Origin of the sequence: Sneathia vaginalis (assembly GCF_000973085.1) — a bacterium.
GTDB lineage: Bacteria > Fusobacteriota > Fusobacteriia > Fusobacteriales > Leptotrichiaceae > Sneathia > Sneathia vaginalis.
Window position 1 is genome coordinate 704303 of record NZ_CP011280.1, and the last position, 14097, is coordinate 718399.

The window sequence follows — 14097 nt, forward strand, 5'->3', positions numbered from 1 at the left end:
TATCTCCTAATATTCAAAATTATTTAGACTTTCAAACTCTAATGGTGCACTACCTGCTTTAAATAGTGCTGGACTTACATTAACACCATCCACATCTAACATTCCATTTAGTAAGTCTATATTATATTGCTCAAGTTTACCCTGTAACATTCCGTTTATTATATAGTCAAAATTACCTACGTTATAATTTGGTAAATTAATTACAGCTTGCATATAGTTTTTCCATAAAGGTATAGCTGCAGCTGAACCTGACATTCCTTTACCCATAGTCTTATTATCATCATTTCCTACATATACTACTGTTGCAAGTGTAGGTGTATATCCTGTAAACCATGCAGATACATAGTCACTTGTTGTACCAGTTTTACCAGCTACTGGTATTAATTTACCATTTTTGTATAATTTAGCTGATTGTCCTGTTCCATGTTCTATTACTTGTTGTAACATAAATGTTATTAATGCTACATCTTCTGGTTCATATATTTTAGTCTTCTTAGTATCGGCTTCATAAATTACTTCACCATATCTATTTTCTATCTTGTATATGAACTGTGGTTCTACCTTGTATCCACCATTAGATAATGCACTGTAAAATCTTAACATATCAAGTGGTGTTGTTGTTATAGATCCTAATGCTAGTGTTAAATCATTAGGGAAGTGTTCAGATGTTACTCCTGAATCTAACCAAACTTTTTTAGCATTATCTATACCTGCTAAATCTAATACTTTTACAGCTGCAACGTTATTTGATACTTCTAGTGCCTTTAACATAGTCATATTAGATCTATATTTTAAATCATAGTTCTTTGGTGACCATTTTCCAAACATTGTTGGTGAATCTTCTAAGACAGTGTTCATAGGTATACCTTTTTGTAATGCTGCTAAATATGCAACTGGTTTAAATGATGAACCTGGTTGTCTTTTAGCATATATTGCTCTATTAAAATCACCTTTAACATAATTTTTCCCACCAACCATTGCTTTAACAAAACCATTAGTTGTATCCATTGATATTAATGCACCTTGTAAATTAGCTCTTTTCTTTAAATTAGCATTTGCTTCAAAGGCTTTATATGCAGCTTTTTGCATATCTATATCAACTGTTGAATATATCTTGTATCCATTAAACAATGACTTAATATCATCATCATCTATATGAAGTATTTTTTTCATTTCATTTAGTACAACTGTTGTAACTTCTGGTGAAACATTAGAATTTGATATTTCTTGTGTTTCACTTCTCTTTTCCATTTCTTTAGGTGTTATGAAAGTAATCTTTTCTTTTAATGCCTTATTATATTCATCTTTGGTAATAAAGCCACCTGTATACATTGATTCTAGTACTATCTTTTGACGATCTAGTGCATTTTTTAATTGTGAGTACTTAGATGGAGACTTTGGTATACTTGCTAATATTGCAGCCTGTGCAATAGTCAAGTCCTTAGGTAAAACACCAAAATATTTTAGTGATCCATTTTTTATACCATATGCCCCACGTCCAAAGTTAATAGTATTTAAATAATATTCTAATATTTCATCTTTTGTATAAATTCTTTCCATTTCTATTGCAAGTATTGCTTCTGTTATCTTACGTTTAAAAGTTCTCTCAGATGTTAAAAAAGCATTTTTTACTAGTTGTTGAGTTATGGTACTTCCACCTTGACGTCCTGTTTTAGTAACATTTAAGATTAATGCCTTAGTAGATCTTATTAAATCTATTCCGTGGTGTTTTCTAAATCTTTTATCTTCAACAGCTATAAAGGCATTTTGAACAACCTTAGGAACTTCAGTAATAGCAATGGGATCTCTATTTTCTATTGCTAGTACATCTATTTGCTTACCATTAATATCGTAAATTACTGATGGTTTTAAGGGTTCATAATTTTCTAACATTTCTACAGGGTATTGTTTTTTTACTTCATATACTGTATATGCTAAAAAAAGAAAAACAAATGCTACAACAGCTAAAAAGCTTACTTTAATTATTTTTGCCATCTTGTTCTTTCTCCTTTTTAATTTTTAATTGTCCACATGCTGCTGCTATATCTTGTCCTTTTGTATCTCTTAATGTAACATTTATCTTATTATTTTTCAATGCGTTATAGAAAGCATGTTGTCTTGTCTTACTTGGAGTTATATATGGTTTACCAAAAACCTTATTATACGGTATTAAATTTACGTGAGCATTAAATTGTTTGATAAATTTTGTTAACGCACTAACCGCATCTTTATCCATATTCAAATCATCTATTAATATATACTCAAATGTTATTCTATTATTTGTTTTATCTTGATAATATTTTAAAGACTCAGCTAGTTTTTCCAAGCTATATCTTTTGTTTATAGGCATAAGCTTATCTCTCACACTTTGTATAGCAGAATGTAATGATATCGCTAAATGCACTTGTTTTTCATCATCAGCTAATTTTTTTATCTCATTAATTAAACCTGAAGTTGAAATTGTAAAATTCCTTTTCGATATATTTTGACCATTAGGATTATTTAATATATTTACAGACTTAATTACATTATCATAATTTAAAAATGGCTCTCCCATACCCATATAAACGATATTACTTATCTTTTGATTTTTCTTTTTCAAATCTTTTTGTATTAGATAAAATTGCATGATAATTTCAGATGCTGTTAGATTTTTTTCAAACTTCATTGTACCTGTTGCACAGAAATCACATCTTAGTGGACACCCTATTTGCGATGATACACACAGTGTCTTTCTATTATCATGAGTCAATAGTACAGATTCTAATAAAAGTTTATCGTTTAAGGAAAATAGGTATTTTTCACTTTGCTTATCTTTTGAGATGAGTGAAGTTACTTTTTTTAGCTCTGGGATATAGAATAAATCTTTTAAAAGACTCCTAGTTTCCTTTTTAATATTATTAAAATTATCAAAATTAAATTCTAGCTTATTATGTAAAAAATCATAAATTTGTCTTGCAACAAAACCATTTATTTTGTGTTCTTTTAGTATATCTTGTAAATCTTTAACATCTAAGCTTAAAATATCAACTTTTTCCATTAAAAACTTCTCCTTATAGCAAGAATAACTCATCAAATGCTAGTTTAGCTAAATCAAGGAAAGATAATAATTCAGAATAATTGAATGTATCATGTTCTCCTGTTCCTTGTATTTCTATAAACTCATTCTTGTTATTCATTACAATATTCATATCAACACCTGCTTTACAGTCTTCTTGATAGTCAAGGTCTAGTAAAAGTTCTCCATTAACTTTACCTACACTAATTGCTGCTACCTTTGAAACTATAGGATTAAATGTTAATGTCCCATCTTTTAATAGTTTTGTAATTGCAAGTTCCAATGCTAAGTATCCACCAGTAATTGATGCTGTTCTTGTACCTCCATCTGCTTGTATAACATCACAATCTATTGTAATTGTTCTCTCACCTAGTTTTTCTAAGTCTATTGCAGATCTTAATGATCTTCCTATTAGACGTTGTATTTCTATAGATCTTCCATTTTGTTTACCAGTTTGTGATTCTCTTTTATTTCTTGTAGTAGTAGCTCTTGGCAACATTGCATATTCTGCAGTTATCCAACCTATTTTCTTACCTTTTAAAAATGGTGGAACCTTATCTTCAACTGTTGCATTACATATTACTTTTGTATTCCCAAACTCAATTAAAACTGAACCTTCAGCATGCATTGTATAATTTGGTGTCACTTTTATTTGTCTCAATTCATTATACTTTCTATTATCTGCTCTCATTTTCTGCCTGTCCTTTTTTATTTTAATTATATCATAGTTTTTAAAATAATATCAAATATAAAAACTAAGAAAAATTTTAATTAATTCAAAGATTAAACTAAGACTAATAGGTTATACTTATGGTATATGATGGAGGTAGAGTATGGTTAAAAAGTTTATATTGATAATAACATTAATTCTTTCAATTAATATATCATTTGCAAATAATAACAAGACTGCTGATGATATACGTAAGCAAATTTCTGAATATGCAATGACTTATCTTGATACTCCATATAGATGGGGAAGCAAAGGTCCTAGTACATTTGACTGCTCTGGATTTGTGAATTATGTTTATAAAAAGAAAGCAAATATAGACTTACCTAGATCATCATATGATATAGCAAAAATAGGTACAGCTAAGTTTTCTAACCTAGAAGTTGGAGACTTGTTATTCTTTAAAACTACTAGTAAAGCAAGAATTTCACACGTTGGTATATATATAGGTAATAATAAATTTATACACGCATCTTCTTCAAAAAGAGGTGTAGTAATATCAGAGTTAGAAGGATATTACAAAAAAACATTTAAATGGGGAGTAAGTGTAGTTAATAAGAAAAAATGAAGGTTTTAACCTTCATTTTTTACTTATAGAACTTATTATCCTCTTTAATTTAGGATAAGATTTCAATAATCTTCTATACTTCTTATTAATCTTCTTTTCTATTCTGTGCGTTTTATACGAAATATTTTCTGCCATTTCATTTGACAACATCTTTAAGTCTTCATTTAATTTTTCTATTATCATACTATCTTTTTTAAGTGCTAATACCTTTAAAATACTTATTAAAAAATCATATAGCATTAATAATATTAATAAATATGTAACAAAGTCAATGTATCTTAAAAGACTAACAACAATATTTACTTTTGGTTGTAATATATACATTAATACTAAGGAAGCTACACCCCATAATAATGAAAATTTAAGACAAATATAGCCTTTAATATTAAATTTCTCATTTGTATAATCCCACCACTGAAGATTAAATATTTTTTCTAATACATATCCTGTTATAAACTCAAGAACTGTGGTTATTACAACAGAAATTATATAAAGACATATGGGATAATTTACAAACTTAGTTAGTAAAAATATCTCACATACTGCTCCAAATCCATATATAGGGCAGTATGAACCATTTAGAAAACCTCTATTTACAAAGTCCTCTCTTTCTAATGATGCATATATAACTTCCAAACACCAACCTAAAAATGAATATATAAAGAAATACCAAATATAATTATATATCATATTTTTCCCTTCTAACTATAACCTTATTACCCATATTTAATTTTTTTATATTCTTACCATTTTTACCTATCATCTTTGAAAAATCTGTTGTGTATATTATTGTATACTTAACTGATTTTTCACAGTAAACAACGGTATCTAAATCTAGGTTATAAGGATATAAAATTAAGTCTTCTAATGTTTTTGATAAATATATTTTATCTAAAACTAAGTATTTACCATCTAAGGGTTTTAGAGTATTTGTTAAAATAAATGAACTCATAATTCTAACTTGATGAGGTAAAAAACTGTCTCCAATAAATATTAAACTATCATCAATATATTCGATATGTATATCTCTTACTGTATTTTTTAAATACTTACCTTTTTTTGTAGTAAATTTTGAAAAGTCTTTATTACCGCTAAGATCATTACATAGTTTTTCTATCTTTTCTCTTGAATTTACTATAAATTCTTTGGGATAAGAAAAAATATATTTTCTTTTTGCTATTAATTCTGGAAATTCTAAATATGGTATAGTCTTTTGTATCTTAATTACCATATCATATTTTAATAATGTATCTATATTTTCTTTTTCACTCATAAAATACAATATATTTTCATTAGCACTAACGTCTTTATCCGTTCTACCTGCTTGTTGTATTCCCTTATACACATCAATATTTTCTTTTTTTAATAAGTCTTTAAAATATCCTTTTACAGTCTTTTTGTCCTTTAATTCATCAAAGCATGCATAATTAGATCCATCATATTTTATATAGACCATATATGCATTTAATTTCGTTTTTTCTAATCGTCTATCTAACATTTTATAAACACACAAAGCCATATACAGTCTTCACTTGTAGATTTAACTCTATGTCTTACTCCTTTTTTTATATATTCAAAACTATCCTTAACTAATGGAATTTCTTTGTCTGTATATTCTAATATAGCAGAGCCATTCAATAAATAGACCAACTCGTCAATATCTTGTACCATCCAATCAGTGCTAGCATTATTTGAATATATTCTTTCAATTCTTACTTCCTTATCATATATTGTCTTTACTACTTCACTCATTTTTGTATCTCACTAATTACAAACCATAAAGCTAATTTTTCATCTATTAGACCTTGCTTTATCTTATTTTCCATTTCATTACACTTTTTTAAGACTTCCATACACTTATTTTTATCAAATTTAAGTGCCTTATTTTTCAAAAATATTACATAATAATTAGCTTTAAAATATTTTTCAAACTCATCATATGTTTTTCTAAATTCCTCATAATTTTTACTTAAATTTAATATATTTAGCTTATGAAATATTGAAAAGTCATTATATATTGCATATATTAGGGGTATGTAATACTTATTATTAACTTTATCTAGATTAAATTTTCCCTCATATATTTCAGATAAATATTCATTTATTTTCTTTTCTTGATTCTCTAGCATAAGGCTTTTTACAACTTCAAAATCATACTTTCCATTAAGAGCACTCTTATACTTAAAAACTTCATTTTTTACATGTACATAGTCTTCTCCTATATATGAAAGTATCTTTTTTGCCTCTACCTTTGATACGCCTAAATTTTCTTTTACATAATCTATTACTAAATCTTTAGTTTCCTCTATATTAAATATTTGTGCATCTAATGCTTTAAACTCTTTTACATATGGATTTTTACCTTTATATTCAAAAAAGTAATCAATAGCTATACTCTTATTCTCATCCTTATGTAATTTCAAATATTCAATAAGATCCTTTATATTCTTTAATTTCTCACATCTTTTTAGTATAACTAAATCATTTGTAGGAAATATTGACACATTTGATATATCTTCAAGAAAATTATCGTATTCATCTTGTATATTAGCATCATACACTCTTACACTATCAAAATCTTTTTTTAAATCATCTAGCTTTATTAATCTTGCATTAATACCTGTAATATAATAAATCATTTATATAATCCTACAGTCTTTCTAACTACATCCATTTTTGCTTGGGCTATCTTGTTTGCCTTAATCTTACCCTCATTTAAAATTTCATGTATATAGTCTAAATTATCAGCTAGTTTTTCTCTTTTCTTTCTAGCTTCACCAAAGTAATCTAATATTTTTTCAAACAATTCTTTTTTAGCATGACCATAACCATAGTTACCATTAATGAATTTTTGTTTCATAGCTTCTAACTCTTCTTTTGTTGCAAATAGGCTATATATCTTAGTAATATTATTATCTGGATCTTTTGATTCTTCTAATGTCTTACTATCTGTAACTATAGACATTACTTGCTTTTTTAATTGCTTTTCAGGCACAAACATATTAATCATATTTCCATATGACTTACTCATTTTTTCACCATCTACACCTGTTACCACAGCAACATTTTCCATAATTAAATCATTAGGTAACTTAAATACTTCTTTTTGATAATGTTCATTAAACTTAATTGCTATATCTCTTGCAAATTCTACGTGTTGCTTTTGATCTTTACCAACTGGAACATAGTCTGTATCATACATTAAAATATCAGCAGCCATTAAAACAGGATATGTAAATAAACCAGTATTAGGTTTTAATCCTTTAGCTATTTTATCTTTATATGCATGTCCCCTTTCAAGTAACGCTACAGGTGTTACGTTATTTAATATCCACATCAATTCAGTATGGCATGGTACATCAGATTGTAAAAAAACTATTGATTTTTTAGGATCAAGTCCCAATGCTAAATAGTCAAGTAAGACATTAATTGTATTTTCTCTTAACTTGACTGGATCTGGATTAGATGTAAGTGCATGATAGTCTGCTAAAAAGTATAGACCTTCATACTTATCTTGCAAGTCTACAAATTGTTTTAACGCACCAAAATAGTTACCTATATGTAGGATACCACTAGGTTGTATTCCTGATAAACTTCTCATTTATTGCTCCTAACTAAAATATTCTTTTTAATTCTGGTATATAATATTTTTCTTCATTTTCTCTTACTTCATCTAGAGTGTATTCTTTTAATATTTTACCATTTTCAAATACAGTTTCCATTAAGCTAGATTCATGATAAGTATTTTCTGGTAAATTTGATATATTTACAGAAATATATTTACCATCATTGTTTTTTATAAGGTCTAGTCTACCTTTCTTGCTTATTTTACCTCTATCTGTTATAGGATTCTTATATACATCAATATATTTATCTTTTACTTTTACACAACTACACTTCATAGCGAACTTGTGTGTATCACGGTTCATACTTGAGTGTTCATTTCCTTGTAATAGTGAACCTCCACAACCTAATGCAATATTATCTATAGCATATCCACTATCACAAACACTCTTTAGTATATCCCATGTTGTATCTTCATGGACATTATCACCTTGTATAATTCTTGTATGATTCAATACCTTGTATCCTTTGCTATTAACTACAGAACCATAGGCATCGTCTAATTTTTCTAAGACAAATAATACATTAGCAATAGCATCACCACTATCTGGTCTAACTATTACAGGGAATGTTCTTTTTTCTATTATATCTTTTAAGTCTTTACAAATAATATTTTCAACAGCACTAAAGAAATTGTATGAATCACATACAACAGAAACTGGATTATTTGGGAATGCTTCTATTATATGTTTCATTGCATCTTTTTCTTTATCTCTACCCCATGATGTAACTGTACTATGTTCAGCAGCAGGAATTGAAAATCCTGGCATAGGGCATGAGTAATATCTTCTTCCTAATTCTAGAGAATTAATATTATCTGTTCCCTTAAAATTAGTTAAATGTGCCAAACCACCAATAGCAGCTGTTTCTTCACTAGAAGCACCTCTATATCCAAAATCATGGAACTTAAATGGTAGTTCAGATTCAGTATTATCTGATGTTATATCTAAAAAATGTCTTATTATTTGCTTTGTCTTAAATGAATAAGTTGCAACTGTTGTGGGATACCATACTTTTAAAATTAATGGTTCTAACCATGAAACTAACCATGGTGTTTTTTCACATGTTGATTCTATTGTAACTAGTACATTATGATTAGGAATTATTGCTCCTTCTGGAACTGCTCTTATTCTTAAAGGTAAATGTCCATCTAATTCATTTACAATATAGTCCCAACCACTTCTATCAAACGGTACTCCGTGTAATTTGAATATTTCTTCTGCTTCGTCAACCATTTCTTTAGTAACTTTTTTTGATAGATACTTCTTCAAATAATATTGTAAACCAAAGAATTTAGTATATCCATAAAGGCCACCTCTACTTTCAATGTAGCTATGCATATATGTCATACCTTCTGGATATTGTTTAGGATGTGTAACCTTGTATGAATCACAATCTAAAACAAGATTTCTACTCATAATAATGCCTCCTATTTTTAAAAAAGCTACAAACTAATGTAGCTAGTCTAAGTTATTATTAAATTCTTGGTGGAAGTGACGAGAATTGAACTCGTGTCCAAAATAAGACTACATACTACTTTCTACAAGTTTATGCAATTTAACTTTTTCGTTTAGAGATGCTAAATTGCCAAAGGGCTCTAAACTAGGTTATTAATTTCCTTTATAAATATAACCATAATTATAAAGTAAGCTATATAAATAACATTTATACTAAGCCTATAGCAAGCCTAGCAAAATGGTTGCGTTACTACGCAGCTAATTTATAACTGTTTCCAATTATTTTAAAAAAGATTTATAGTATCACTACTACTTGCTTATAACATGGTTCTTATCCTGTCGAAACCTGACACTCCCATCTATGTGAATTATATCAATTTTTTTGTCTTAATTCAAGTTTTATTGCTTTTTGCTTTAATGTCTCTCTTTTATCGTAATTTTTCTTACCACGTGCAAGAGCTATTTCAACCTTTATATACTTTCTGCTTGTATAAACTGATAAAGGTACTAATGTTAGCCCTTTTTCTTGTATTTTTTCTTTTAATTTATTTATCTCTTTTCTATGCATTAATAATTTTCTAGTCCTTGTTTCACTATATTTATTATTTATATTCCCAAAGTCATAAGCCTTTATATGCATATTTAGGATAAATAATTCCTGTTTTAATATTTTAACATACGATTCTTTTATACTAACTTTACCTTCTCTAATAGATTTAACTTCTGTTCCAACTAATTCTATACCACATTCGAACTTATCTAGTATAAAATAATCAAAATTTGCCTTCTTATTTCTTGCTATTACCATTTACCAACCTCTTTACATAAATTTTACCCTTTAACATATCTGTACCTACAACCATAACTTCTAAATTCTCTCCTAAGTGTGCTTTAATATCATCTAATAATTCAGCTTCAATATAGTTTTCAAGATTTACAAAACATCTATCATTATTTATGGAAGTAACCATAGCCTTATACTTCTTACCTAAATTTTTCATCATATATTCAGTTAACTTTATATCTCTTGCTAAATACTCCATTTTTTGTGCTCTTCTCTCATTATTAGATATTGTTTTACATATTGTATTTAACTTCTTATTTATTCTTTCTTTTTTAAATTCACTCATATACTTATCCATTGATTCTAACAATATTCTATGAACCATTAAATCTGAATATCGTCTTATGGGTGAGGTAAAGTGAAGATAATTTTTTAATGATAAACCAAAATGCCCCTTATTATCCTTAGAATAAATAGCTTTTTTCATGGAATTTAATATCATTTTATGTATAAAATATCCTAATTTTGTATCTTTTGTAAGCTCTATTATTTTTTGTAATTTTTTAATTAAATTTTTAGGATTTTTAACTTCATAATTTAGATCTTTTAATTGTTCATTTAGTGCTTGCATTGATTCTAAGCTTGGTTTTTCATGTATTCTATAAACACAAGGTATTTCATTGTAGAACATATAGTTTGCGACTTGTTCATTTGCAGCTATCATAAAGTTTTCAATTAAAATTTCTGCCTTATCTCTTTTTCTTAGCTCAATCTTACAAAGCCTATTATCATCACCAATTTTTAGCTTCAATTCTTGAATTTCAAATTCTAAAGTCCCTCTTTTTTTTGATAATATAGTCAACTTTTCAGATAATTCTTGCATATTAAATAGCATATCGCTATATTCAAAATCACGTATGTCATTATTTAAAATTTCATTAACTCCTTCATAAGTTAACTTATGACGACTTCGTATTTTTGATCTTACTATATCACTACTTATAACATTACCATTATCATCATACTTAATTATTACACTAAGTGTTAACTTATCTTCATTAGGATTTAGTGAACATAAATCATTAGTTAATCTTTGAGGTAACATAGGTATTACTCTATCATACAAATATACAGAATTTGATCTAGTATATGCTTCTTTATCAATTAAACTATCTTTTTTCACATAACTAGATACATCCGCTATAGATACCACTAAATAGTATCCATAATCTTTCTTTTCTAAATATACTGCATCATCCATATCCTTTGTATCTGAACCATCTATAGTTACATGGTATAGACTTGTTAAGTCTACTCTTTTTTCTTTTGTAATAGTTAAATTATCTACTTCGGCTAATACTTCTTTACTAAATTTATGAGGTATATTTAGAGCCTCTATCTTAGAACTTACAACATTTTCTGCTTTAAGTGTATTCCCATAATTTTTTATAACCTTTGCTTCAGGACTCTTATTTCTATTACCCCAATCATATATTTTTATCTTAACTAAATCATAGTTTTTTGAATTTAAATTATTTTTTTTCTTAATGTATACATCTTTTAATACCTTATCTAGTACAACAAATGAAAAGTTTTTACTATTTTCTATTACACCAACAAATTCATCAGTGTTTCTAGTTATTATCCTATTTACTTTTACTTCATCACCTTTTAATATACTAAAGTCTACTGTGTCTTTATCACATGCAGTTAGCATATTTTTAGATCTCACAAAATATTTTGTATTATCATTTGAAGTTATAAAGCTAAAGCGTTTATTTACAAATATAACCTCACCTATCATTTATTTTCCTCCAATAATGTATTATAGAACTCTATTGTATATGGGTGTATTTGCTTTCTATTAGAAAACAAATACTTAACTTTATGTTCTATTTCATATATTATACCCTCATTTAAAGATTTAAAAACTCTATCCCGTATTTCTTCAACACCTTCATAATTTCTTCCTAATTCTATTGCATCTGAAATATATACAACCTTTTCAATATCTGACATATTTTTTTTACCAAATGTATGATATTTAATACATGATATGATTCTATCGTCTTTTATTCCTAACTTTTCACATAACCTTGCACCAGCTAAGCCATGCAATATATTCTTATTCATCATACCACAAGCATCTTTAATATCTTCCTTAGTTAATAGTTTTACCATTTCATCTAAACTAAGTTCTTTTGCAATATCATGTAGGTATGCGGCTGTTACTGCGATGTTATCGATATTGTATTTATCACATAATTTTTGTGCCATCTCTTTTGTTCTAACACAGTGATTATATCTTTCATCTGAGAGATATTTTTTTAAATATTCTGTATACATTTTATCTCCTTACCTTAAAAAAGACCCTACAAATGTGTGTAGGGTTAATTGTTTGAATCTACTTGAATAGTTATAGTCCCTAAATCAGGATATGCTTCTTTCAATGTCTTTGTTATTGAAGTTTGTAGACCTTTTAATGTACTACGTGATAAATCTTTAAATTCTTCACTTAGCTTTATTAAAATATCTCCAGATTCTAACTTATATACTGCAAGTAAACACATATTTTCATTTATAAATGATGAATTATCAAGGATTGCTTGTACGTAATCATCATATTCAACTGTTTTAATATTATCTATTACTACACTTTTAGGCTCTATTTTGTCATGAACCGCATCATATACATTGATATTAATAGTACTTTTTTCTACTTTAGTTGTATTTTCTGTACTAGTTTGTTCAGTACTTATAGGCTTAACCTTATTAAATATATTAAGTGCTATACTAATAACTATCAATAATACTAGTATTATTGTTAAAATATATTTTTTCATAATTCACCTCAAAAATGTTTACGTACTGCATTTGCAATTGCATTTGCAACATTTATTTGACCTTCTTCTGAAGTATATTGTCTAACATCATTATAGTTTGTTATAAATCCTAATTCGACTAAGACAGAAGGAGATCTTGAACCACGTAATACTGCAAAGTTTGCACCTAAAACTTTTCTTCTTTTGATAGACATCGTACTTACGATATTATTTAATATAGTATTTGCAAATGAAGAACTTTCTTTTTGAAGTAAACCGTATAAGATGTCGTTTACTAAAAAGTTTGATTCTATCGATCTTGCACCTGCTAAATCAAAACCATTTTCATACTGTGCTTTTTGTCTTGCATAAACTGAAGGGTTCTTTTCAAAATAATATACTTCTGTACCATGAGCACCACTATTTACAGAAGCATTTAAGTGGATGCTTATAAATAAATTGGCATTATGATTATTACCTATTTCTGCTCTTTCATTTAATGGTATAAATGTATCATTACTTCTTGTTAGTATTACGTTATAGTCCCTTTTTAAATTTTGATATAACTTTAATGTTACAGCAAGGGCTAAGTCTTTTTCCCTATACCCATTTCCTATAGCTCCACTATCATGTCCACCATGACCAGCATCTAGAACTATTGTATAATTCTTTTTAGGTAAGGTTTTAGCTTCAATAAATGCTATCTGAACCTTATTTCTATTTTGTGTAATATTACATCTTGTACCAGTTTGTAAATAAATTACAGTTGATACATTATTGTTGTAATAATCATTAGTTAAATCTGTAACATATCTGTCATTAATTTTAATATTTCTTTCAACATCGCTTCTTATTCCAGAAGTATTAGGTATATCAATCATTAATGATGGTGTTCTTTCATCATATTCATGTTTAATATGACCAACATTTTCTTGAAATTCAAGAGTTAAAATACCGTTTTTATATACTATTGAATTTAATTTATTTGCACTTACTATTAGCGGTAAAAAAATAGTGAACAGTACAATTATTATCTTCTTAATATTATATCTCATTT

Annotated in this window: 15 protein-coding genes and 1 other RNA gene; 1 reads left to right on the top strand and 15 read right to left on the bottom strand. The window is 27.3% G+C overall.

The window, feature by feature from the left end:
* Positions 1–6 precede the first annotated feature (6 nt).
* The 3 genes from VC03_RS03595 to rph are packed head-to-tail and all read right to left on the bottom strand — an operon-like array spanning position 7 to position 3749.
* Positions 7–1995: a transglycosylase domain-containing protein gene (locus VC03_RS03595; protein WP_046328707.1), complete on the bottom strand. Its 1989-nt coding sequence runs from the start codon at positions 1993–1995 to the stop codon at positions 7–9.
* Complete coding sequence (rlmN, locus tag VC03_RS03600; protein WP_046328708.1) at positions 1979–3040, bottom strand: dual-specificity RNA methyltransferase RlmN; 1062 nt, start codon at positions 3038–3040, stop codon at positions 1979–1981. The genes VC03_RS03595 and rlmN overlap by 17 nt, the downstream gene beginning before the upstream one ends.
* 13 nt (positions 3041–3053) lie before the next feature.
* Positions 3054–3749, bottom strand: coding sequence for a ribonuclease PH (gene rph, locus VC03_RS03605; RefSeq protein WP_046328709.1), 696 nt, complete (start codon positions 3747–3749; stop codon positions 3054–3056).
* 142 nt (positions 3750–3891) lie between these two features.
* Between rph and VC03_RS03610 the strand changes: the two genes are divergently transcribed.
* Entirely contained in the window at positions 3892–4353 is a 462-nt protein-coding gene (locus VC03_RS03610; protein WP_046328710.1) for a C40 family peptidase, read from the top strand.
* Positions 4354–4365: 12 nt separating this feature from the next.
* On the opposite strand, the gene VC03_RS03615 is transcribed toward VC03_RS03610, so the two are convergent.
* From VC03_RS03615 to VC03_RS03665, 12 genes are all read right to left on the bottom strand, one after another.
* On the bottom strand, positions 4366–5043 hold the full coding sequence (locus VC03_RS03615; RefSeq protein ID WP_052727686.1) for a putative ABC transporter permease: 678 nt from the start codon (positions 5041–5043) through the stop codon (positions 4366–4368).
* On the bottom strand, positions 5033–5851 hold the full coding sequence (locus VC03_RS03620) for a pseudouridine synthase family protein (protein ID WP_046329282.1): 819 nt from the start codon (positions 5849–5851) through the stop codon (positions 5033–5035). The genes VC03_RS03615 and VC03_RS03620 overlap by 11 nt, the downstream gene beginning before the upstream one ends.
* Positions 5845–6105, bottom strand: a complete 261-nt coding sequence (locus tag VC03_RS03625; protein ID WP_052727688.1) for a cupin domain-containing protein — start codon at positions 6103–6105, stop codon at positions 5845–5847. The genes VC03_RS03620 and VC03_RS03625 overlap by 7 nt, the downstream gene beginning before the upstream one ends.
* Positions 6102–6992 (bottom strand): DNA polymerase III subunit delta, encoded by an 891-nt coding sequence (locus tag VC03_RS03630; protein WP_046328711.1) that lies wholly within the window; start codon positions 6990–6992, stop codon positions 6102–6104. Before VC03_RS03630 ends, VC03_RS03625 begins: the two co-directional genes overlap by 4 nt.
* Complete coding sequence (trpS, locus tag VC03_RS03635; protein ID WP_046328712.1) at positions 6989–7954, bottom strand: tryptophan--tRNA ligase; 966 nt, start codon at positions 7952–7954, stop codon at positions 6989–6991. Before trpS ends, VC03_RS03630 begins: the two co-directional genes overlap by 4 nt.
* A 13-nt stretch (positions 7955–7967) precedes the next feature.
* Entirely contained in the window at positions 7968–9395 is a 1428-nt protein-coding gene (locus VC03_RS03640) for a nicotinate phosphoribosyltransferase (protein WP_046328713.1), read from the bottom strand.
* A gap of 67 nt (positions 9396–9462) precedes the next feature.
* Positions 9463–9791: a transfer-messenger RNA gene (gene ssrA, locus VC03_RS06695) on the bottom strand.
* Between the two features lie 16 nt (positions 9792–9807).
* Positions 9808–10242 (bottom strand): SsrA-binding protein SmpB, encoded by a 435-nt coding sequence (smpB, locus tag VC03_RS03645; protein ID WP_046328714.1) that lies wholly within the window; start codon positions 10240–10242, stop codon positions 9808–9810.
* On the bottom strand, positions 10223–12022 hold the full coding sequence (locus VC03_RS03650; RefSeq protein WP_052727689.1) for a ribonuclease R family protein: 1800 nt from the start codon (positions 12020–12022) through the stop codon (positions 10223–10225). The genes smpB and VC03_RS03650 overlap by 20 nt, the downstream gene beginning before the upstream one ends.
* On the bottom strand, positions 12019–12564 hold the full coding sequence (gene yqeK / locus VC03_RS03655) for a bis(5'-nucleosyl)-tetraphosphatase (symmetrical) YqeK (RefSeq protein ID WP_046328715.1): 546 nt from the start codon (positions 12562–12564) through the stop codon (positions 12019–12021). Before yqeK ends, VC03_RS03650 begins: the two co-directional genes overlap by 4 nt.
* A gap of 44 nt (positions 12565–12608) precedes the next feature.
* The gene (locus VC03_RS03660) at positions 12609–13061 is read right to left on the bottom strand and encodes a hypothetical protein (protein WP_046328716.1); all 453 of its coding nucleotides are present in this window, start codon (positions 13059–13061) and stop codon (positions 12609–12611) included.
* Positions 13062–13069: 8 nt separating this feature from the next.
* Positions 13070–14095, bottom strand: coding sequence for an N-acetylmuramoyl-L-alanine amidase family protein (locus tag VC03_RS03665; RefSeq protein WP_052727690.1), 1026 nt, complete (start codon positions 14093–14095; stop codon positions 13070–13072).
* Positions 14096–14097 lie beyond the last annotated feature (2 nt).